This is a genomic window from Gemmatimonas aurantiaca T-27 (assembly GCF_000010305.1).
Taxonomy (GTDB): Bacteria; Gemmatimonadota; Gemmatimonadetes; order Gemmatimonadales; family Gemmatimonadaceae; genus Gemmatimonas; species Gemmatimonas aurantiaca.
The window spans coordinates 255622-277550 of the sequence record NC_012489.1; the positions used below are offsets into that span (position 1 = coordinate 255622).

Annotated in this window: 19 protein-coding genes; 11 read left to right on the forward strand and 8 right to left on the reverse strand. The window is 64.9% G+C overall.

Annotated elements, in window-relative coordinates; all coding sequences use genetic code 11:
• The first annotated feature begins 23 nt into the window (after positions 1-23).
• Positions 24-1985 (forward strand): LVIVD repeat-containing protein, encoded by a 1962-nt coding sequence (locus tag GAU_RS01095; protein WP_156798850.1) that lies wholly within the window; start codon positions 24-26, stop codon positions 1983-1985.
• A gap of 126 nt (positions 1986-2111) precedes the next feature.
• Here GAU_RS01095 and GAU_RS01100 read toward each other — a convergent pair whose 3' ends face one another.
• On the reverse strand, positions 2112-3893 hold the full coding sequence (locus tag GAU_RS01100) for a M1 family metallopeptidase (RefSeq protein ID WP_012681704.1): 1782 nt from the start codon (positions 3891-3893) through the stop codon (positions 2112-2114).
• A gap of 254 nt (positions 3894-4147) precedes the next feature.
• Between GAU_RS01100 and GAU_RS01105 the strand changes: the two genes are divergently transcribed.
• A complete protein-coding gene (locus GAU_RS01105; protein ID WP_012681705.1) occupies positions 4148-4933 on the forward strand; it encodes a sigma-70 family RNA polymerase sigma factor in 786 nt (261 codons plus the stop codon).
• Between the two features lie 118 nt (positions 4934-5051).
• Positions 5052-5951: a hypothetical protein gene (locus GAU_RS01110; RefSeq protein WP_041265132.1), complete on the forward strand. Its 900-nt coding sequence runs from the start codon at positions 5052-5054 to the stop codon at positions 5949-5951.
• Positions 5952-6024: 73 nt separating this feature from the next.
• Here the strand turns inward: GAU_RS01110 and GAU_RS01115 are convergent, their stop codons facing one another.
• The 4 genes from GAU_RS01115 to GAU_RS01130 form a co-directional block, all read right to left on the reverse strand.
• Complete coding sequence (locus GAU_RS01115) at positions 6025-6828, reverse strand: hypothetical protein (RefSeq protein ID WP_012681707.1); 804 nt, start codon at positions 6826-6828, stop codon at positions 6025-6027.
• Positions 6829-6832: 4 nt separating this feature from the next.
• Positions 6833-9916 carry a CHAT domain-containing protein gene (locus GAU_RS01120; protein WP_012681708.1) on the reverse strand — a complete coding sequence of 1028 codons (3084 nt, stop codon included), beginning with the start codon at positions 9914-9916 and terminating at the stop codon, positions 6833-6835.
• A gap of 86 nt (positions 9917-10002) precedes the next feature.
• A complete protein-coding gene (locus GAU_RS22375; RefSeq protein ID WP_012681709.1) occupies positions 10003-10998 on the reverse strand; it encodes a hypothetical protein in 996 nt (331 codons plus the stop codon).
• The gene (locus tag GAU_RS01130) at positions 10995-11957 is read right to left on the reverse strand and encodes a hypothetical protein (protein WP_012681710.1); all 963 of its coding nucleotides are present in this window, start codon (positions 11955-11957) and stop codon (positions 10995-10997) included. Before GAU_RS01130 ends, GAU_RS22375 begins: the two co-directional genes overlap by 4 nt.
• Before the next feature lie 138 nt (positions 11958-12095).
• Between GAU_RS01130 and GAU_RS01135 the strand changes: the two genes are divergently transcribed.
• From GAU_RS01135 to GAU_RS01145, 3 genes are all read left to right on the forward strand, one after another.
• The gene (locus GAU_RS01135) at positions 12096-12293 is read left to right on the forward strand and encodes a DUF1289 domain-containing protein (protein ID WP_041265134.1); all 198 of its coding nucleotides are present in this window, start codon (positions 12096-12098) and stop codon (positions 12291-12293) included.
• A gap of 200 nt (positions 12294-12493) precedes the next feature.
• Entirely contained in the window at positions 12494-13735 is a 1242-nt protein-coding gene (locus tag GAU_RS01140) for a serpin family protein (RefSeq protein ID WP_041265135.1), read from the forward strand.
• Positions 13736-14073: 338 nt separating this feature from the next.
• Positions 14074-14274 carry a hypothetical protein gene (locus GAU_RS01145; protein WP_041265136.1) on the forward strand — a complete coding sequence of 67 codons (201 nt, stop codon included), beginning with the start codon at positions 14074-14076 and terminating at the stop codon, positions 14272-14274.
• A gap of 130 nt (positions 14275-14404) precedes the next feature.
• Here GAU_RS01145 and GAU_RS01150 read toward each other — a convergent pair whose 3' ends face one another.
• Positions 14405-14821 carry a VOC family protein gene (locus tag GAU_RS01150; RefSeq protein WP_012681714.1) on the reverse strand — a complete coding sequence of 139 codons (417 nt, stop codon included), beginning with the start codon at positions 14819-14821 and terminating at the stop codon, positions 14405-14407.
• 97 nt (positions 14822-14918) lie between these two features.
• Positions 14919-15887 (reverse strand): sigma-70 family RNA polymerase sigma factor, encoded by a 969-nt coding sequence (locus tag GAU_RS01155; protein ID WP_012681715.1) that lies wholly within the window; start codon positions 15885-15887, stop codon positions 14919-14921.
• A gap of 114 nt (positions 15888-16001) precedes the next feature.
• On the opposite strand from GAU_RS01155, the gene GAU_RS20160 reads away from it, so the two are divergent.
• Positions 16002-17321, forward strand: a complete 1320-nt coding sequence (locus GAU_RS20160; RefSeq protein WP_012681716.1) for a metal-dependent hydrolase — start codon at positions 16002-16004, stop codon at positions 17319-17321.
• A 49-nt stretch (positions 17322-17370) separates the two neighbouring features.
• A complete protein-coding gene (locus GAU_RS01165; RefSeq protein WP_012681717.1) occupies positions 17371-17655 on the forward strand; it encodes a putative quinol monooxygenase in 285 nt (94 codons plus the stop codon).
• Between the two features lie 98 nt (positions 17656-17753).
• On the opposite strand, the gene GAU_RS01170 is transcribed toward GAU_RS01165, so the two are convergent.
• Positions 17754-19331 carry a serine hydrolase domain-containing protein gene (locus GAU_RS01170; RefSeq protein WP_169307554.1) on the reverse strand — a complete coding sequence of 526 codons (1578 nt, stop codon included), beginning with the start codon at positions 19329-19331 and terminating at the stop codon, positions 17754-17756.
• Positions 19332-19507: 176 nt separating this feature from the next.
• Between GAU_RS01170 and GAU_RS01175 the strand changes: the two genes are divergently transcribed.
• Genes GAU_RS01175 through GAU_RS01185 form a run of 3 tightly spaced genes read left to right on the forward strand, consistent with a single transcriptional unit; the run spans position 19508 to position 21911 of the window.
• Positions 19508-20449: a methylated-DNA--[protein]-cysteine S-methyltransferase gene (locus tag GAU_RS01175; protein ID WP_012681719.1), complete on the forward strand. Its 942-nt coding sequence runs from the start codon at positions 19508-19510 to the stop codon at positions 20447-20449.
• A gap of 9 nt (positions 20450-20458) precedes the next feature.
• Positions 20459-21130, forward strand: coding sequence for a SixA phosphatase family protein (locus tag GAU_RS20165; RefSeq protein ID WP_052574174.1), 672 nt, complete (start codon positions 20459-20461; stop codon positions 21128-21130).
• Between the two features lie 22 nt (positions 21131-21152).
• Positions 21153-21911, forward strand: a complete 759-nt coding sequence (locus GAU_RS01185) for a class I SAM-dependent methyltransferase (protein WP_012681721.1) — start codon at positions 21153-21155, stop codon at positions 21909-21911.
• Positions 21912-21929: the final 18 nt, after the last annotated feature.

Consider the following 21929-nt stretch of genomic DNA (forward strand, 5'->3'; position numbering starts at 1 on the left):
TCCCCACACTCACCCCACGGTTCATGTTCCTGTTCTCTTCCCGCGCCGCCATGGCGGGCGCAGCGCTCGTCGCGCTGGCAGCCTGCGCCAAGGCCAAGCCGAACACGGGGGCCTCGCCGGCCACCGATCCGCGCAACAACCTGAAGGCCGGCCTGCTCGACGCGGCCGAGTACACGTCGAACATGAAGGTCCTGGCGAAGGCGGTGTCGCCGAAGGGGTTCCTCGGCATCACCAACTCCGACCTGGCGTTCACGGGCAACTACGTCATTCAGGGCAACTACAACGGCCCCGTGGTGTGGGACATCAGCAACCCGTCCAACCCGCAGCTTGTGGTGGCGTACGAGTGCCCGGCGTCGCAGAACGACGTGTCGGTGTACAAGAACCTGATGTTCATGTCGGCCGAAGCGCAGAACGGCCGCATCGACTGCAAGCCAGGTGGTGTGCGGGAGACGGTGAGCAAGGAGCGCATGCGTGGCGTGCGCATCTTCGACATCACCAACATCCGCGAGCCCAAGCTCGTGGCCAATGTGCAGACGTGCCGCGGTTCGCACACGCACACGGTGCTCGAAGATCCGAAGGACAAGCAGAACCTCTACATCTACGTGTCCGGTTCGTCGGGCATCCGTTCGGCGGGTGAGCTGGAAGGGTGCGCGGACGCGGCCAGCGTCGATCCGAATTCGTCGCGCCTGCGCATCGAAATCATCAAGGTGCCGCTCGCCAATCCGGCGCAGGCCGCCGTTGTGGGTCGGGCGAACATCTTCGCCGGTCTCTCCGACAACCCGCGCCACGGTCTCTCCGACGCCGACAAGGAAGCGGCGGTCAAGCAGTTGGCCGATGCGCGTGCGCGTGGTGGTTTCGTGGCGAAGAACCCGCAGTCGGGTCTCGATCAGGTGGTGCCGCCGCAGATCGTGCGTCCGCTGCTCGACAGCCTCGCCAAGGCGCGTGGCGCGTCGACGCCGAACGCGGCCGACACGGCCGCTGCTCGTCCGCTGGTGCAGAACGCGCTGAACCGGATGTTCGCCAATGCGGCGGGTGCCGCAGCCGGCACGGGCGCGATCAGCGAGCGCTCGCAGTGCCACGACATCACGGTGTACCCGTCGCTTGGTCTGGCCGGTGGCGCGTGTGAAGGTCATGGCCTGTTGCTCGACATCAGCAACCCGGTGGCGCCGGTGCGTCTCGACGCGGTGGCCGATTCGAACTTCGCCTACTGGCACTCGGCCACGTTCAACAACGATGGCACGGCCATGCTGTTCAGCGACGAGTGGGGCGGTGGCAGCTCGCCGAAGTGCCGCGCTGGTGACAAGGCCGAGTGGGGCGCCAACGCGATCTTCAAGATCGTGAACAAGAAGTTGGTGTTCCAGAGCTACTACAAGATTCCGACCTACCAGACGTCGAACGAAAACTGCGTGGCGCACAATGGCTCGCTGATCCCGATCCCGGGTCGTGACGTGATGGTGCAGGCGTGGTATCAGGGCGGCATCTCGGTGTTCGATTGGACCGATCCGACGAAGCCGAAGGAAATCGCCTCGTTCGATCGTGGCCCGGTGGACAGCACGCGCATGGTGTCGGGTGGTTCGTGGTCGGTGTACTGGTACAACGGCAGCATCGTGAGCTCGGAAATCGCCCGCGGTATGGATGTCGTGGACCTGACGCCCAGCGAATTCATCTCGCAGAACGAGATCGATGCCGCGAAGACGGTGAAGTGGGACCAGCTCAACGCGCAGGGCCAGCCGAAGATCGTGTGGCCGCCCAGCTTCTCGCTGGCCAAGGCCTTCACCGATCAGCTCGAGCGCAAGGGCTGCTCGGCGAGCACGGTGAGCGCGCTGCGTTCGCAGATCTCGGCGGCCGAAAAGGCCAATGGCGCGGCGCGCAATGACGCGCTGAACAAGGCCGTGACCGACGCGGAAGGCGCGCGTGGTTGCGATGGCGCCAAGGTCGACATGCTGAAGAAGTCGTTGCAGGACCTGCGCGCGCTGGCGATGTAAGGCACGCGCGGTGCGATGACATCATCGCATCGGAACAACATCGGAACAGCAAACGGGCGGTGTCTCACCAGAGACGCCGCCCGCTTTGTTTTCAGGATTGCATGACGACCAATGATGCCGTGTGGGTCATGGGGTCTGCCGTTCCACGCGAATGTCACCCAAGACCCCGACATCGGGATCGGCATCGACCGCGACGGGTGTTCCGATCAAGCCGATGGGGGTACGCAGCGTTTGTGTGGCGGTGGGTTGAACGGTCAGTGTGATGCGCTGGGTGGCACCGTTGGCATCGCGCAGCGCTAGCACCAGCGGTACCGCGTATGGTGCAAACCGCGCGCTCTGCGTCACCGTGGATTCGAGCATTCGGGTGGCCGCATCGTAGCGCCAGGTCACCGTGAGCTCGGCGAATCCCGGCCGATGCAGCCACTGCAGGAAGAACGCATCGAGTGAGCGCGCTGCATGACGCTCCATGATGCGCTGCAGTTCTCCGGTGGTGGCGGTGCCGTGCCGGAAGCGCCGCTGATACTCCCGCACACCTGCGAAGAAGACCGAATCGCCGAGCATGTCATGCAGCATGCGCAGGACAAAGCCGCCCTTCTGATAACTGTTGGCGTTGAGCAGTGTCATTGGCGCAACGGCTCCGACGGTATCCACCACCGGGCGCGAAGAGACCACCGATGCCCTCAACACGCTGCTGCGCATGCGGCGCAGTTCGCCGAGATACGCCGTGTCACCACGCGACGCGCGTAGGTAGAGTGCGGCCCAATAGGTGGCAAATCCTTCGGACAGCCACACGTCTTCCCAACGCCGCGGGGAGACTGCGTTGCCGAACCACTGATGTGCGGTTTCGTGCGCGATCAGACCGATACCGACGTTGTGCCGACGAAAGGCATTGTCGGAATAGAAGATGGCGGTGGCGTTTTCCATGCCCCCGAAGCGGGTGGACGACTGCAGGTGCGCGAGATGTTCGTAGGGAAACCCGGTGGCGGTTTTTGCGAACATCTCGATGACGCGGCCGGCTTCGCTGAATGGGCCGGGCACGTAGTTCGTTTCCTGTGGGAAGGTCCACACGGATTGCGGCACACAGGCGCCGTCGATGCCACTGCCGCAGGCCGTGCGGCCCAGTGGTGTCTCTGTCATGCGTGCCGCCCCGACTACCATGAGGTACGTGGGGATGGGTTGGCGCATGGTGAATTGCCAGGCCGAAAATCCCTGTCGTGAAGACAGCGACGCATGTGATGTTTGCGCACCGTTGGCCACCACCGACAGCTCCGATGGTGCCACGACGGTCCAGCGCACGGTGGCTTTGTCGCTTGGGTGATCGACGGTGGGAAGCCAGTGTCGGGCGCGATTGGGCCAGTTGTCGCCAAAGGCACGCCAGCCCCGTTCGGCCTCGGCGGTGCTGTCGCGTTCGGTGATGATGAGACCGTCTTCGGGAGCGCCGTGCCATCGCACCCGCACGGTGAGGCGTGTGCCGTCGGCAGTCTGCAGCGGTATGTACACCCGTTCCTGATCGCGGCGGAACGCGCGCGCGCGGGTGCCGACCTGCACCGAGTCGACGATCATCGCGGCCTTGAGATCGAGCCGGAGTGTATCGACGGATCGGCGCCGATTGACGGTCAGGGTGGCCGAACCCTGAAATTCGCGTCCGTGGCCAGGCAACGTGATGCCAAAGTCGTAGTGCGCGACATCGATGCCCGGCTGGTAGGGAAACAGTGAATCCGGGGCGATGGCGGCAGAGGTCGCCGTTGCGGCAGGGGGGCGAGCGGGAGGTTTGGTGGGCGGCCGTCCCGTCCCGGTTGTTTGAGCACCGACCAATGACGGTACCATCGACGGGACCGCAGAAGCCGCGGTGCAAGCCAACACGCAACGGACCAGCACGGCCGTCCGGGCAGAAAAGGGAGTGCGCATGGCACCAACGTACAGCGCCGACGCTATCGTCGGGCCCGTCCGCAGGCGGTGTGTCGCATCCTGGGACGGGCGAGAGCCGGTGACCCAAAAAAGGGGTCAATCAATCATTGTCATCAATAGGGTGCCCCGGGCCACGATTGAGTGTGATCCGGATTGCGTATTTCATGCTACGGTCGCTCTCGCCACTCAACTGACGGACAGGCGGCTCCGTTTTCCCGGCACGTCGGGTACATTGGCCAGATCATGCCGAGGTCATGAGTCCACCGTCCGCGTACGAGGCGCAGTTTCTGGAGTTGCTGCCGACGATCGATCGGATCGCCGGCGCGCTTGCGCGTGCCAGACGGTTGACCGGTGCGGATGCGGAGGACTTCCTGTCGCTGGTCCGGGCACGGTTCGTCGAGACGGACTATGCGGCGTTGCGGCAGCATCGGGGCGAAGCCTCGATCAGCACCTACCTGACGGTCGTGATCACGCGGTGGCTGCAGGACCAGATGGTCGCGCGCGATGGGCGGTGGCGTCCCACGGCCGCAGCGGTGCGTGTTGGTCCGGTGGCGATTCTGCTGGAGCGACTGGTCACCCGCATGGGCTCATCGGTGGACGAAGCCATCACCCAATTGATGACCGAAGGCGGGCACGGCTATAGCGAACGAGAGCTTCGGATGTTGGCCAGGCAGTTGCCGTCACGTCCGCCGCTCCGCCCCAAGCTGGTATCGGACACCGATGCGCGCGATGTGCCTGGGCTGGACAGAGATCATGCCGATTCGGTCCTGCGCATGCAGGAACACTCTTCGTCATCAGAAAGAGTCGATTCGGCCCTTTTTGACGCACTGGCACTCCTCGACGAGGAGGACCGCTTGTTGGTCACGATGCGTTTTCTGGATGGCCATACCGTGGCCCAGATCGCGCGGGCGCTGCGCATCGAACAGAAGCCGCTCTATCGTCGTCTCGATCGCCTGATGGTGTCCCTGCGTCACACCTTGGAGGCCGACGGCATCACGGCGGATGACGCCGGGGAGTTGTTGTCGCGTACGGATCAGTGATTTTTTCAGGAACAGCGGCGGGAAATTTTTCCGTCCGTCCGTCTGCATCAGTGGAAGCCAATGATGCACGTCGCGTGTTCTACGAGGAGCTTGGGTGAGCGAAGGGTCTGATGCTCGAATGTTGTCAGATGCGGAGCAGGTGGCAGCACTGATTGACGGGCGGCTGTCGGTCGAGGCGCGCAAGGCGCTGATCGCCCGTCTGTCCGGGGATCCGGAATGGCGCGACGTGCTGGTGACAGCCGCTGAGCTGGTGGATCGGACCTCGGAATCGACCGTTGCCCCGTCGGCCGTGAGCGGCGCCTTCCCTGTGTATGGGGAAGAGGTTGTGGCTCAGGGAGCGAAGGTTCTGCCCTTTGCGCCGCGCATCCAGCGGTGGCGCTGGACCATGGCCGCTGCCGCCGTGATGGTCGGTGTGGCCGGGTTGTCGTACTGGACCCATTCGCAGATGTCGATTGCCACCCGGCCGGCACTGACCCTGGCGATGGTGGAACCGCCGGCGATGGTGGTGGCCGAGGGCCGCAGTGTATCACCGGCGCTGGCTCGTTGGACACGGGTACGTGCGGCCACGCGTGAGTTGCCGCCCCGTGCGCTGGCCGTGCGGCTTGGGGCGTTGTCATCGGTGGCGTTGCAGGCCGCCCGTGCCGGTGATGATGCTGGCTTGCGCGTGCACCGCGAAGACATGCGGGCATTGCTTGGGCAGTTGCCCGGCAGCAGCCCTTTTGCCAGCGCGCTCGATTCCACGCACAACGTCCAGGCCCTGTTTGAACTCTTCCAGAGCGTGCGTGCGTTGGTGGATGGCCGGGCGTTTGATGCCGGAGCGATGCTGGCGCTGGCTCATGTGCGTATCGACATCGCCTCGGATCGCCTGATCACGTTGCTCGCGGCGGATTCGGCGGCCGATCCCGAAGTGGCGCGTCTGCTGGTGCGCCTGCATGAAGAGGGCGCCATCAATGCCCCCACGCCGAGTGCCTCCACGGTATCCACGCTCGATTCCTTGCTGGTACGACTGGCCCGCTGAACAACGACCGGAAAAGACAACGCCGCCCGATTCCAGACAGGAACCGGGCGGCGTTGTCTTTTCTGCGCTTGAATCAGATGTCGCCGTCGACAAACGCGCCGGCGCACAGCGAGTCTTCGTTCGCTCCAACCATCTGCACCTGGCCCAGGATGATTTCGTGCGAGGACGTGGTGCGTGGCATGAAGTGCGGCACCGGCGTGGGCAACGGCGAATCAGGACGCCGTGTCAACAAGTAGTTGGCGGCGAAATCGTCATCCGAGCGGCTCTCCGTCGGCTTCTGCCCCATGCGGTCCGCCAACGACAATACCTGGATCACCAGCGTAATGGTGCCGTTGCGCGCGGGATCGCCCTTGAGCGTGATGGACTCCTGCTGGCTGCCATCACGAAGTGTGCGGGAGATACTCACCGTATCGCTGGCGAGCGGGGCACTCCAAGCCTCGCGATAGGTGAGCAACAGATCGAGATCAGCACCGCAGGAGGCCGGGCCTACGAGCGGATACGCACCCGGCGACAACATGCCCGGTGTGAGCTGCAGGACCCCATTCACTTCTTCCGGGCACTCCACGAACGGGTCTTTCCGGGTGACCGGTGAACCCTTCTCGGCAATCAGCCCCACGAGAAATGGCTGCTTCACGGTTGAGCGTGGCAGCGGTTGTGTGGCCTTCCGCAGATCGACACGCCAATTGCGCAGATCCCAATACACTGGCTTGCCGTCGTCGGTGTAAGCACCGTCGATGTACAGGGAGGGGTCGTGCGGGGCGATCCACTTTCCATCGGGTGATTTGGCGTGCTCCGCAATCGGAAACATCAATTCCCAATGGGATTTGCGGTTCATCCACACTCCGAGTCCCTGATGGAACACGGTCATGACGCTCATGTCGTTACTCTCCTCGAACCAAAAGCTGAAAGGCAGACCATACGGAAGGGGCGTTGTGCGCTGGGTTGGGGTCGCGCCGCATTTCCAGTTGTACACGCCGCAGCGCGGCCGCGGGAGGCAACCCTGCACGCAATGCCTCGTGCAAGCGTTGCATCAGGACCGCTGTGGCATCGTCGTCGACTGGCCAACCGGCCGCGATGACATTGGCCACTCCCGCTCGGTGCAGCACACCCGCCAAAGACTCCAGGCCACTCAATGGCGTAACACTTGCGACGCGTGTGTCGCAGGCGGCCAGGATCATCAGTCGCACATCGGGCAGTTTGTACTGGCTCAGCACGGCCGCACGCAGCAGTGAATCGCCCGTCGATGTGGGAATGCGCAGCGCGGATTGTTCGGGGATCACGTCGTCGATGATCGCATGTCCCGCGAAGTGCACGATGTCGGCCCCTTGCATGGCCTGCTGCAGATTGACGTCGCTGGTGGTGGGCACCACACGTCCGTTTGCTCCCCAGATCCTGTTCACCGCGGAGACTTCTCGCACGGCGCCCGGGAGCCGTGCCACTCCCTCGCGCGGTGCTGCGTCGATGATCAGTGTGCGCGGAGCGCCCTGGCGAGGTGTGAGTCGTGGCAACTCGCGTGGCGGACCGCCAGATGGCGCGATGGCCAATGTGTAGTCTTCGATCAGGTATCGTGCGCTGCCGGTCGGTGAGCCAGCGCGTAAGGCGGGCCAAGGTACGCGCGCGGCCAGGCCCTGCACATCGAGCAGGAGTGTCGCGCCCGTATCCGATGACGGGTTGTCTGGCCGTGCCGAGCGCCACGGTGCAACCAACGCGTCGTACATGGCCGTCAAGGCACCCGGATCCGTGCGATCGATGAGTGGCTGCAGCGCGGTCGTTCGCGCCGGCGAGATTCGGATGCGCAAAGCACTGGGAGCTGCACCGGACGATGCGTCGTGCGTGAACAACAGTACCGAGTCGCCCAGTTGGCGTACGGCCAGCCAGTGAGGCTGCGCCGCGGGTCTGGTGTAGCGCACGGAGTCGGCAAGGGCGAGCCCCGTCAGCACGGCGAGTGTTGCCGAAGCGCGTCCCTGCTGGAGGAGCGCCTGGGCCAGATGCTGACGGGTTTCGCCCACCATGGCGATCAGTCGTCCTTCGGCAAACACGGTATTGTCCCGTGGGCCGCGCAAGCCATACTCGATCAGAGCACTGTCCAGCTCGAGCACCGCACCAACGGTATCGCCGGCGCGCAATCGCGCCCGCCCGTGTAACTGTCGGATCTGCGTCAGGCGGTTGGCGTTGGAGACGACGCGCTCCTGTGCCAGCGCCGAATCGAGTGAACGGACGACGGCGTCAGGCGCAGGTGTTCCGCGAAGCAACGCGACCTCCGCACGCCGCAACCGGATATGATTGATAAAGCTGACCTGCGTAGCCGGTGAATGGGCGGCCATCAGATCCGAAAAGTGTTCTGTCGCGTTGGCCGCGAGGTCGATGGCGGCTTTCCGCGATTCCCCTGATGCATACGCCACACGCAGCACGGCTTCCTGCGCACGGCGATTGGCCACATCCAATCGGTTGTTCGGGCGTTGCAGGTGTTCCGCCACAAACTCGAGTTCTTCGTTCAATGCCGCAGCGGCATTCGGCAGGCGATTGAGCTCAACGCCACGCTGCAGTTGGCTGAAGGCGCTGAAGGTCCGCCCTGTCAGCGGTTGGCGGGACGCACGACGCACGGCCATCAGCCCGGCGAGTGCCGCGGCACGTTTGTCTCCCAGGTTGCTCTCCGCTCCGACGCGCATCGCGGGCGCCGCCACGGCACATTCTTCGTCGTTGGTCGCGAGACACTCCTGCTCGAGCGCGATGAACACGTCACGTGCTGCGGCATGTTCGCGCGTGGTGAGTTTCACCAGGGCATCCAACCAGGCGACCCGTCGTTTCACCCACGGGTATTCGGCGGTGCCGTACCGGGCGCCCTCGGCGTCCAGAATCAGCCGCGCCTCTGCCGGTGCGCCGCGCTGAATAGCCAGGAGTGGCTTGAGATACCACACCCACGCCGGAAACGCGGTCGCGAAGGCCTTCGCCGCGTACATGCGGGTCAGTGCAGAATCACTCTTGGCGAAGTTGGACAGGTAAAACTCCGTCCAGTACTCGGCGTAGGCCACGAAACCCTGCGCCAGCTCGCGCTGTGCGAGGGTGTCGCGAGCCGTCTGCAGGACCCGTTGTACAGCATGCGGCGCATGGTGCCGATCAGGGTCGGTACTATGGCGAGCAATGGTATCGAGCTCGGCGAGCGCACGCGCCGCACCCTGCTGATCGCCTGCGAGATAGGCACGTCCCCAATCCGGAACGACGACGCGCCATACATACTCACGCGCGTGATCGAACCATCGGCCGGAGCGGGCGTTCTCCTTGCCGTCACGCGCATAGTCATTCTGACCAAAATCGATCGCCGGGCGGGTGCGGCCGCTCAGACGTTCGTAGCGTTCCCACACGGACTTCTGTGTGCGAGGCAGTCCAATCCATGTCGAGGCGACCGCGCTGTTCCATGCAGCAGCGGCCAACGACGGGTCCGTGATCAAGGCATGTTCGGCGGCATCGAGCGCCGAGAGCAGGTCCATGCCATCCCCTGTGCGGCGATAGCGGAGCAGCAGCGCTGCCGACAGGTCGGAGCGCATGGCCGCGCTGCCGTCGGCGCCATTGGCCACATCGCGCAAGGTGGTGATCGCCCGTGTCAGTACCGTGTCGTCACGTGTGCCGTACCACAGGTCGATCAACGCGCGGGTGTGCACCAGATCCAACGCCTCAGGGGCCGCATCGGTCTGTCGTTCCGACGGCGCCTGGGCGTTCAGCGCGACGGCGATCGCCGAGAGCACTCTGGTCGCGGCCGAGTCATCGGTGCGTGCGGGAGCGCCGCAGTCATCGCCGGTGCCGAAGGTTGTGTCGGCAAATACCAGGCGCCGGCACGCCATGCCCCCACCGGTCGACACCGCCACCGGCACACCCCACGACAGTCCCTCGAGGTCGCGCTGCGGCGCGTCACCCCGACATGCTGAGAGCGCGCATACTGCGCCGAGCAGAAGAAAGAGGGCTCGCATTCCGGTTGAGTATGTGCTTCTCCGCTCGAGCCCGCTACAGGGAAACCCGTAACACTTGACGGAAGCGTCGGGTTTTTGGCGGCCGTTCAGAACGTCCAGGGCAGCAGTTGCACCTTCCGCGTGAGCAGTATCCGCGAGTCCCGCCCGCCGATGAACCCGATCTTGGCGTTGCCCCACGCGACATAGGCACCGAATCGTGAGTTGCCCTGAAATGGCGACTCCAGCGCACCATCGTGCGCACCGGCCACGAGAGCGCCCACCGTGACATGCCCGGGACGCAGCACACCGCCTGCATCGCCACCCCATCCCGGCTTCCAGATGTACACACGCAGTCCCGCTTCGGCGACGCTGACCGCATCACTGCGTATGCCTTTTCGGGGCATGCTGATCCAGGTGGGTACGTACGCGGCCGACAGTTCGAGGCGCGACGGTGATTCGTCGGGGCGTGGACCGAACAGTGGCAACCATTGCGCGGCGTAGTTGAGGCCCACCTCCACGATGTTGCGCGTCGGGGCCTCGGGCCCGTACTTGCGCTCGAATCGGCGCAGGCGTTCGAGACTCTCCGCCAGTGACTGACGGCGACGTGCCGAATTGAACGCGTCGACTGGAAGGAACAGTTCCCGCGTGCGCGCGGCGCCGGCTGCCCCCGCGAGCGGCCGACGGACCGATTGTTCGGCCAGGGCGGCCAGCGTATCGATCGCTGCGGCCTCGGCGGTCGTGAGCGCGCGTACCCGACGGCGGGCCACATCAGAAAAGCGCGCCCGTTCGGCCACCAGATCCTGCAACGGACGAGAGCCGATCTCCGGGCGGGTGAGTCGCGAAAACAGGTCCTGCAGTTTGGCGTGCAGCGGTGGAGCGCTGGTTGGTGCATCGAGCAGCGAATCGGCTGCCGTGAGCGAGCGCACCAGTGAATCGATGGTCTGGCGTGCAAAGCGCGACGCGATGGCGCTGCTGTCTGGCGCCGCCGCCGGCTGGGCATGGAGCAACGACGCCGAGGCCACGGTCAGGGTGGTCGCGGCGATGGCGACCGAGCGGCTCACCAACACGCCGACCCGACGGGCGCAGGTGGCATGAGCGATCATGTCAGCCACTCCCGCAGGCGATCGGCATGGCGATCGACGTAGCCTTCCCAACTGTGTGGGTTGGCGATGCCGAACATCGGTGGGGCATCGGGGCGACGAGAATCCAGGAAGGTCTTCAACAAGGCTGCGGGGGAATCGATGCCCAGAAGCTGCTGGTCGTCGACGAGCGCGGCGAACTGCCCGTCCACCTTCATATATCCCCAGTCGGCGCGACGTCTGAAGAAGTGTCCACCCACCGGGTCCAGTGATCCGGTGATGGAAATCCATCGTTTCACCGATGTCGCCTCACCGCCCAGCATGAGCGGTTCGCTGGGGATGGCCAGCGCATCGCCCTTGACGGCGTACAGCCAGCGGCGGTTGGGCACGAGTGGTCCCATGCGATCGGCCACGGTGCGAATGAGCTGTACCGGCGACGCCATGAAGATGACATTCTCGAATACCACGCCATCGGAGCCGGGCCGCAGCGTGTGTGTGCCCATCACGGCGGCGTGATGCAGGGCTTCATACGTGTGGAAGCAGCCGAGCGAGTGGCAGATGATGGAGATCTTCCGCTCGAGGGGGTCCACGTTGGACTCTTCGGCGTCGAGCAACATGCGCTTGACCTGGGCGAGAAACGCATCGCGTACGGCGGCGCGGGCTTCGGCCACCAACACCGGCCAAAGCACATCGCCGATCACTTCGGCCATCGTCTCACCGAGTTCGGCGTCGTCGATGGAATCGGACAGCGTGTTGACGGCTTGTTGCAGGAGTGACCCCACCTGCAGCTTGCCTTTCACCCAGTCGTTGATCTGGTCATACCAGAGCTGATAGATGACGGTGGTGTCGGCGGCCGGGCCCAGCGCAGTCTTCACACGCTCGAGCAGCTCCTTGTAGTCGCCGGGAGCCGCGTTCCCGATGCCATGCACGAGAAGGATGGCGCGATTGCTGGTCCACGGCTGGCTCTGTGGGGTCCACGGCATGGGACGTCTGGTGAAGGCTGGGAGGGGAGTGTGTCGGGGCGGGTGTCACAGGGCCGGCACGCCGACACTGGGCAGATGATAGCCCATTCAGCGTCGCCGCACAGGAGAGGGAGGGAACCACGATGATAGATTCCCGGCATGACTGAGGGCGGAGAGGTGATGACGGGCACGGCCGAGTCGCCGTGCATCAAGGTGTGCCGGCTGGATCTCGAGGACCGGTGTTATGGTTGCGGGCGTACCCGCACGGAGATTGCGCGCTGGTCTGGGATGACCTTGGACGAGCGGCGCGCGGTGAACCGGCGTGTGGGGTTCCATGGGCACAAGCGGGAGTGGTAGCTGAGTTTGCTTGTGCTGCTTCGATAGTGGCTCAAAATTGAGCAAGCACGCCGAGTGAAGGCCAATGAGGCAGGGCGTTCGACCTTCTGCGGCGACACAATTGTCGTTTCATGTGATCCACGCCGCAGGATGCGGTGACAGGTGCAGGCGAAAGTGAGGTAGGGCGAGAGACGGAACTCCCACCCCGACCAGATCCCGCCATGTCCAATTTGCTGTCCCGCAGTGCGCTCATCGGAGCGTTGCTGCTCGCTGCCTGCAGCGAAGGCACCGGACCAGGAGATGCCGGCAATACGCCGGTCGATTCGCTGACTGCGCTTCCACGCGCGCTCACCGCCGTGGAACGGGAAGGTATTCAGGCCAACAACAGCTTCGCGTTGCATCTGCTGCGCACGACGGCGTCGAGCCGATCGGGCAATGTGTTGCTGTCGCCGCTGAGTGTGTCGTTTGCGCTGGGCATGACGATGAACGGGGCCGGTGGCGAGACGTTGGCCGAGATGAACCGCACGTTGGGTTGGGGCACGCGTACGCGGGCCGAGACCAACGTGGCGTATCGCGACCTGCGCACCATGCTGCCCACGCTCGACAACTCGACCACCATTCGCATTGCGAACGGTCTGTGGGTGCGGCAGCCGCTGGTGATCGATACCGGCTTTTTGCGGGAGGCACAGACCTTCTTCAATGCGCCGGCGCAATCGTTGCGGACTTCGCAGATCATGTACGATTCGGTCAACGTGTGGGGCAACCGGCATACCGATGGCATGATCCCGCGTGTGTTGCAGGAACCGCCGCGGGAAGACCTGGCGATGCTGCTGGCGAACGCGGTGTACTTCTCCGGCACGTGGCGTGACAAGTTCGATCCAGCCAAGACCACACCCATGCCGTTCACCCTGGCATCGGGCACCCAGGTTTCGCATCCGATGATGCAGCGGGCTGGTGACTTCAATGTCTACCAGAACAGTCAGCTCATGGCGGCGGAACTGTTGTACGGCAACGCCGCCTACAGCATGGTGGTGATCGCGCCGGCGTCCGGCACGGCAGCCGCTCTGGCGGCGCGACTCGATTCTGCAACATACGCGACGATCGTCCAGGGCCTTCGCAAGTCGGATGACCGGTCGATGATCTTCCTGCCGCGTTTCAAGGTGGCAGGATCGCTCGAGCTTTCTCCGGAACTCAAGGCGATGGGCATGCCGCGCGCGTTTACGACGGCGGCGGAGTTTCCCCGTCTCGTGAATGCCCGGACTATGCTGGACTTCGTGCAGCACTCCGTGGCGCTCGAGGTGGACGAACGTGGGTCGCGCGCGGCGGCCGTGACCGTGGTGGGGGTTGTGCCCGTGTCGGCACCACCCAGCTACCAGTTCAATCGGCCGTTCGTGTTTTTCATTCGCGAACGTCTGAGCGGTACGATCCTGTTTACGGGAGTGGTGAACGACCCGCGGCAATAAGTGCTGCGGGGTAGGACCCGCTGCTCCACGCGAAAGCCAGGGGCGAAAAGGAGCGGCGGTGGTAGGCCGGCGCAGCTACGCCGTGAAGCGGAGCGATGACAAACGATGACAGCCCGACCGGATTCGGTCGGGCTGCCGTTGTTTGTGACAGACAGGATCGTGGATGAGTATCTGAAATACCTGAACGGACGGAGAAACCTGGCGCGCCAATGTGCGTATGGAAGGCGCGGAGACTCCGATCGGGAGACTTCCTGCAGTCATAGATTCGAGAAAGTGCAATCATGTCATATACCACACGTTCCTCAATGCGCTCGACAGAGCTCTCGGTGATGAGGCCCATGATGCGGCCTCTGCCGATGTCCACACGCGAGATGGCGGCCCGGGCGGGCGCGCGTCTCATTGCTTCGCCGATGCAGTTGGCCAAGCAAAACGCACGGCGTCGGCGCCGTCAGCGGGTGCTCACCATGTCGATTGCGCTGTTTGTTGTCATTGTCGCGTCACTGGTCGGTGTACACCCATTACATGCCGCCATGCGCTGAGTTGGACTGAAGTCGAAGCGTTGTACTGAACGTTGTCAGTGAATGCAATACGAGGGCCCGGCACGGGAACATGTGCCGGGCCCTCTTCTTGTTGTGCCGCTCGGTGCACCGCACCTGGCGTTCTGCCTGCTCAGGCGGCGGGCATCACATGGTCGGGGTTCATGTAGAACACTTCCCAGTGGTGTCCTTCGGGATCATAGAAGCTCCAGCTATACATGAAGCCGAGGTCCTGAGCCGGCATGGCCGGGCTGCCGCCGTTGGCCAGTGCCGTGTTCACCAGGTGATCCACTTCCTCGCGGCTCTCGCAGGAGAGCGCGAGAAGCACTTCGGTCTGCGCATGTGGATTGCTCAGTGGGCGGGTGGTGAAACCCTTGAAGAACTCTTCCTTGAGCAACATCACCGACGCCATCTCGTTGATCACGAGGCAGGCGGCGTTGTCGTCGGTGAACTGTGCGTTGTAACCGAACCCCAGCGCCGTGAAGAACGCCTTGGTGCGGGGCAGGTCACGCACCGCCAGGTTGGGGAAAATCATACGGGTAAAGGCCATGGTGCACCTCGTTCAGTAGTGGGATGGAGCGAACCGGAACACACCTTTGACTCCGGGCTCCGCCAAAAATCATCGGTGTCGCTGTCCGGGGGGTCGGTCAGTCCAATCGCATGGGAAGGCCGAACCGCGGAAAGAGGGTCTCGACGTCCAGGAAGTAGGTCATGCCGGCAATGCGGGGACCGTCGAGTTCGAGCACCACCAGCGCCCAGGGCGTCGCGCCGCCGTCGCGGTACTGGGCAAATGCCGGCGCGCCGGATGCCCAGGTGGGGACCAGCTTCGACCCACGGCACCCCGCGCCCGGACCCAGCATCCAACTGCTGATGTCGGCGTGGCCTTCAAGCCAGAGATCGAAGGGCGGCATGCAGAGTGTTGCATCGTCGCGCAGCAATGCGGTGAGACGTGGCACGTCGTACGCCGTGAATGCATCGGTGAACTGGTCGACCAACTGTTGCTGCTCGTCACTGAGTGCCCGTGTTGCCGTCGCATGGCGGCTCGAGAGCGCGACGATACGATCGAGTTGCTGCTCGGCGCGGCGTTCGGCCAGGGTGGCGCGTGCCCGCTGCAGCGCACTGTTCACGGCGGCCGTGGACATATCGAGTGATTCGGCCACTTCCGCGGCCGACCAGTTGAGCACCTGTGTGAGCAGCAACGCGGCGCGCTGACGGGGCGGCAGGTGCTGTAGGGCCGCCACGAAGGCCAGCCGGATGCTCTCGCGCATGACGGCATCTTCGTGCGGATCACTGTCGGCCGGCATGCTGGCCAGGTCGGGAATAGGCTCGAGCCAGTGCGTGCGGGGTTGCTTTCGCAGCTCCGACGTCAGGCTGCCGCGTGGTCCTTCGTCGGTGGGCAAAACACGCGGTGCACGATCGGCCAGCGCGTCGAGGCACACGTTGGTCGCGATACGGTGCAGCCAAGTCGCCAGCGCCGACCGTCCGTCAAACCGGTCGCGGGCGCGCCAGGCGCGCAACATGGTCTCCTGTACCGCGTCCTCGGCATCGGTGATGGAGCCGAGCATACGGTAGCAATGACCCGTGAGGGTGGGGCGGTAGATATCGAGATCGGTCATCGTTCACTGATACTCGGATGTTGCCAACACGGTGTCCAGCGCGGATTCGGAGGTGTGCCGAGTTGCGGACGGGCCGCTATCATACCGTGACCATTCACCCGTTCTGCAGACACAGTGGACAACGTCACACACGCGCTGGCCGGCATGCTGCTGGCTGACGCCACTACGTCGATCGTGGCGCAGCGCACGCGCGTTGCCGTGCCGGACCGGTTCCGGCGAGCGGCCGTTGTGCTGGGCATCACGGCCGCCGAACTCCCTGATATCGATGTGCTCTACGCCGGTACGCCGTTGCGTATGGGGCCGCTGGGATATCTGCTGCATCATCGTGGCCACACCCACACCATCATCTGGGCGTTGATCGGCGGTGTGCTGATCTGGCTTGCCGCGCGATGGTGGTACCGGCGCACGCAGGATCCAGGCGAACAACACTGGTTTGCGTCGCATGGTGCCACACCATTGTTGGTGTTGGCACTGGTGGGCACGCTGTCGCACATCCTGCTGGATTTCACCAACAGCTATGGTGTGCATCCGTTCTGGCCGCTCGACGACCATTGGTACTATGGTGACGCCGTGTTCATCGTGGAGCCGTGGCTGTGGGTGGTGGCCATCCCAGCTCTGCTCTGGCGACCGCGTGCCACGGCCGGTCGGGTGATCCTGGCCCTGTTGTTGGTGGTCATTCTGGCCGCGGCATGGCGCATTGGCGAAGTGGCGCGTCCGATCGCCATGACGCTGACCGTCTTTGCCGCCGGGTGGCTGTTGATGCAGCGGCTGTTCGCCAATCCTGTGCGTACCGCATCGGGCATCGCGGCATGGGTCATGGTGACGCTCGTGTTTTTCTCGGCGTCGCGTTCGGCGCATGCCGCGGTGGCTGAACGGGTGCAGCGCACGCAGGCTCCGACCACACCGGGCGTGGCCCATGCAGGCACACTCAATGACCTGGTGTTGACCCCGTCAGCGGGCGATCCGACCTGTTGGTCAGCGATGGCCGTGACCACAGACGGCATGTTCTATCGCCTGACGACGGCCGTCGTGGCGCCGTTCCCGTCGGCGCGCACGGTAGACGATTGTCAGCGTGCCTATCCCGGCGCTCGTCTTCAGGGCGATCCGCTGGAGGTGCTGCGTACATCGACGACGCTTGTGCCTTTTGACTCCAGTGCTGCCGTGCGCTGGCGTCGCACCTGGTCGGCGGCGCGCGCCGAGATGGTGGCGCTGGCCGATGAACGCTGCGAGTTCGTGGGGGCGCTGCGATTCATGCGCACGCCGGTGTGGGCCGAAGATCCCGACGGCACTCTGACCATCTCGGATGCGCGCTATGGCGTGGGCAGCGGTTTTGCGACTGTGACGCTGCCGGGGTGGCCGCACGATTGCACACTCCGGCGGGCGTGGGTGCCGCCCTGGACCCCACCACGTAGCGACATGCTGTTCGCGGATTGAGCTTCCCTGTCATCACCTCTGCAAAAGACCCCAGGATTGGAGCACGACCATGTATGGACTGATCGGCCGGATGTTGTCGGTGGACGGCCAGCGCGACGCCTTGCTGGACCTGCTGCTCGAAGGCACGGGCGAGATGCCGGGGTGCGTGAGCTACATCGTGGCCCGCGATCCCAAGGATCCCAACGGCATCTGGATCACCGAGGTATGGGAGACGCAGGCTCACCACATGGCATCACTCAAGCTGCCCGCGGTGCAGACCACGATTGCCAAGGCCCGCCCGATCATTGCGGGTTTTGCCGAGCGGTTTGAAACGGAGCCGGTGCTGCGGTCTTGAAAAAGCCCCGCTGTGTGGCGCAATTGGCGCACTGCACAGCGGGGCATTCGAATCTCACAGGATCGCGGTATTTGTTCTGATAGTGATTTGTTGATGCTTTATTGCTGTCGGCAAACAGCGCCTGGTACTGCCTGGCGTTCTGGCGGAATGCTCATGACGGTGAACTGCTGAATACGCGCCGGTTCGGTGGGGGCGAGGGTGATGCCCACCTGCAGGGCGCCACTGGCGCAGCGCAGCTTCCACACACCGCGCAGCGCGTTTTCCACCCACATGGCGCCTTCGGGTCGGCAGTTGCCGCCAGCGGCCGAGACCAGCCGTGCGATCTCCGCGGCGCGGCGCGGCGCCGCTTCATCACGGAAGAGGTTCATGGCCGCGACACTGTCGGCCAGGGGTTGCTCCCAGTGCTGCACCAGGCGGGTGGCCTTGGCCTGCATGTCGGCGAGCACGGGCGACGGCTGCGCCGCACGCGCCACCAGGCTGCCGGCTCCGGCGAGCAGCTCGAGCGCCTGGTCGATGGGCGGTCCCCAGCCGGTGTAGGTAAGGTTGCCCAGCGCCACGATGCCCACCCCCTGCTCGGGCAGCCAGCGCATCTGTGATCCGAACCCGGGCAGGCCGCCGGAGTGCGCGACGATGTGATTGAACAGGCAGTTTTGCGAGATGCGCAGGCCGTAACCGTAGCCGCCCGCCGAGAGATTGAGTGTGCCGCCCTGCAGGACCGCGCTGCCACCGGCGTACCGCCAGATCTGCTGCATTTCGCGCAGCGAGGAACGCTTGAGCACCGGTGACTCCGCGCCATCGCGCGCCGGCCAGGCGCTCAGCATGAGGCCCACCCATCGGCTGAGATCCGCGCTCGAGGTGAGCATGCCGCCCATGGCCCCGAACGATCCGTCGGGGAGCGGCGGTTCTTCGAGCCATTGCCCATCCTGCAGGCGGTAGCCATGGGCGAGGCGCGTTGCCGGTACATCGCGCGACTGCATGGTGGTGGACGTCATGCCCAGCGGGCGCAGCACCTTGTCGCGGATGTAGGTGGCGTAGGGTTGTCCCGACACGTTCTGCACAATGCGTCCGAGGATGGCGAAGCCGTAGTTCGAGTATTCGTAGGCGACGCCGGGCACGTTGGAGAACGGGATGCCCTGCCGGATCATCTGCCCCAGTTCGGCGTCGGTGCGATCGAGCTGCTGGTCGCCCCATGGATTGTCCTCGGGAAACCCCGCCGAATGCGACAACAGATGACGCACCGTGATGCGCGGCGCATCGGATGTGGGGTACTTGAGGGTGCGCAGCTCGGGCACGTACTTCTCGGCCGGGTCGTCGAGCGCCAGCTTGCCCGCATCGCGGAGCTGCAGGATGGCGAGTGCCGTGAAGCTCTTGGTCATCGACGCGATGCGGAACACCGTACTGGTGTCGACGGCGGCCCGAGAGGGCACTTCGCGCTGGCCCATCGCCGCCACGTGCAGCAGTCGACCGTCGACTACGACGCCATAGGCGATGCCCGGCACACGATTGCGCTCCATGAACGCGCGCATGACGCTGTCGATGCGTGGGACCGTGCGCTGGATGCGCGCGAGCCGTTCGGGATCGGCGAAGCGGGCGGGCGGGGCCACACTCGACTGCGCGAGCACCGAGGCGCCGGGGACGGTGAGGAGCGCGAGCGTGGTCGCGATGGAACGGAGCACGGGAGCGGGAGTTGATCGCATGTCCTGATCTGCCACCAACATCTGCCATCGTCAATCCAGTGACGGATTTCCGGAGCCCATGGCGCAAGACTGCGCAAGATTCGGAGCGCGTCGGTTGGGCGCCACGCATTTCGTTCGGTCACGGCTCCTGACACATTTCTTTCACTGCTCCGCCGATGCCGAATTCACGCTCCTCCTCCTCGCCTGCGATCCGTCCCGCACCTTCGCCTGAAGTGGCGGCGCGGATGCGTCATGTGGCCGAATACATCGCCTCACATGCCGACGAGCCGCTGCCGCTGGCCCGCCTGGCCCGCCAAGCCGACATGAGTGCCACCCACCTGCAACGCACGTTCACGCAGGTGATTGGGGTGAGTCCCAAAGCGTACCAGTCGGCGCAGCGGCTCGAGCAATTCAAGCGTCGTTTGCGTGAAGGCGATGCCGTGCTCGATGCCACGTTTGGTGCGGGGTATGGCAGCACCAGCCGGGTGTATGAACAGGTGACGGGTGGGTTGGGCATGACGCCGTCGGCGTATCGCAGTGGCGGCGCGGGAGAATCCATCGTCTACGCGGTGCGCGAGACCGGGATGGGGCTGTTGCTCATGGCGGCCACGACACGCGGGGTCTGTCTCGTGGAGTTTGGCGACAGCGACGCCGCACTGGTGGCCCGATTGACCGACGAGTTTCCGCGCGCGCAGCTCGAACCGGCCGGTGATACCGCGCGTGCGCCGCTGGATGCGTGGATGGCTGCGCTCGACGCTCACATGGTGCAGGGAGCCCCGCGTCCGGATTTGCCACTGGATGTGCGGGGGACGGCGTTTCAGGTGAAGGTGTGGCGTTTTCTGATGCACGTGAAGCCGGGGGAAGTGGTGAGCTACACTGAGCTCGCAGCCGGCATCGGACATCCACGGGCCGTCCGGGCGGTGGGGAGTGCCTGCGGCGCCAATCGCCTGGCCGTGCTCATTCCGTGTCATCGGGCGTTGCGCGGTGATGGCTCACTCGGCGGGTACCGCTGGGGACTCGATCGCAAGCGGACACTGCTCGATCGTGAGCGCCGTTCGGCTGCCGAACACAGCAGCCGTAGCCATGCGCAATCCAGCGGCGCGCTCGCTGATGGGTAGATTGGTGCGATGCGCGGTACAATGCAGGCGGTGGCTCATTCTGCCGACGGAGAACGGAAGACGATGACGAAGGTGTCGATGATGTCGTGGAAACAAGCGGATCGCGTGGGCGCTGTGACCGGAAGCCTGAGGCGGGCCGCGCTGTTGGGTGTTGCCATGATCGGCGCGGTGGCTGTTTTGCCGCAGGTGGCGCAGGCACAGCCGTCGCTGGTCATTCTGGTGCGGCATGGCGAGAAGCAGCCGACGCCGGCCAACGATCCGTCGCTGAGCGAAGCCGGCGTGGCGCGTGCCGACGCGCTGGAAAAGGCGCTGGCCGGCGCGACACCGGGCACCATCGTGGTGACGGCCACCAAGCGCACGCAGGAAACGGCCGCCGCTGTGGTGAAGCGCACCGGCATCACACCCACTGTCATCGCCCTCTCCGGCGCCCATGTGAAGTCGGTGGCCGATGCCGTCATGAAAGCCAGCGGGGTGGTGCTGGTGGTGGGGCACAGCAATACCGTGCCGGCTATCGTGAACGCGCTGGGTGGTCCCAAGTTGCCCGATCTGTGCGACGCGAGTTATGCCACGATGTTCGTCTTTCAGCCCGCTCGGGACGGTCGTGCGGCGCAGCTCGTGACCAGTTCGTACGGCACGCCCGACGCTCCGGGCGCCTCAACCTGCGCGCCGCCGTCACGATGATCGGCTGGCGGTCCGTCGGTTGATGGCCGACGTGCGCGGCGATCATTTCTCCACCGTCTCCGCGGGGTACGCGACCTTCAGGCCGCGTTACCCCGCGTCGCTGTTTCAGGCCCTCGCGGCGGTGGCACCGGTGCACACGCTGGCCTGGGACTGCGGATGTGGTTCCGGCCAGGCCAGTGTGGCGCTGGCCGAGTGGTTCGGGCAGGTCCATGCCACCGATGTGAGCGCGGCGCAGGTGCAGGCGGCACAGCCCCATGCGCGGGTGACGTATCAGGTGGCGCCTGCCCAGGAGAGCGGCCTGCCCGCCGGCAGTGTTGCCCTCATCACCGTGGCCCAGGCACTGCATTGGTTCGATGTGGACGCCTTTCATGCCGAAGCCACGCGTGTGCTCATGCCCGGCGGCGTGATTGCAGAATGGTCGTACGCGCTGATGGAAACACCAGCACATCCCGCGGTTGGCCAGGTCGTGAATGCGCTGGATGCCGATGTGCGGGCGTGGTGGCCACCAGAGCGCCGGCATGTGGATTCGCACTACGCCGATCTGGCCTTTCCGTTCTCGCCGGTCGACATCGGCACGCACCACATGACCGTCGACTGGACGCAGGAACAACTCCTGGGCTATCTCGCCACCTGGTCGGCCATCACCCGTGTCCGTGCCGGTCAGGGGCATGATCCGCTGGTCGCGTGTGCCGCCGCGCTGGCCGCCGCATGGCCGGCGTCTGACACGGTGCGTGTCCGCTGGCCGCTCACCGCGCGTGTGGGACGCCTCGCGCGCCCGTAGAGGCGGCATGATACCTTT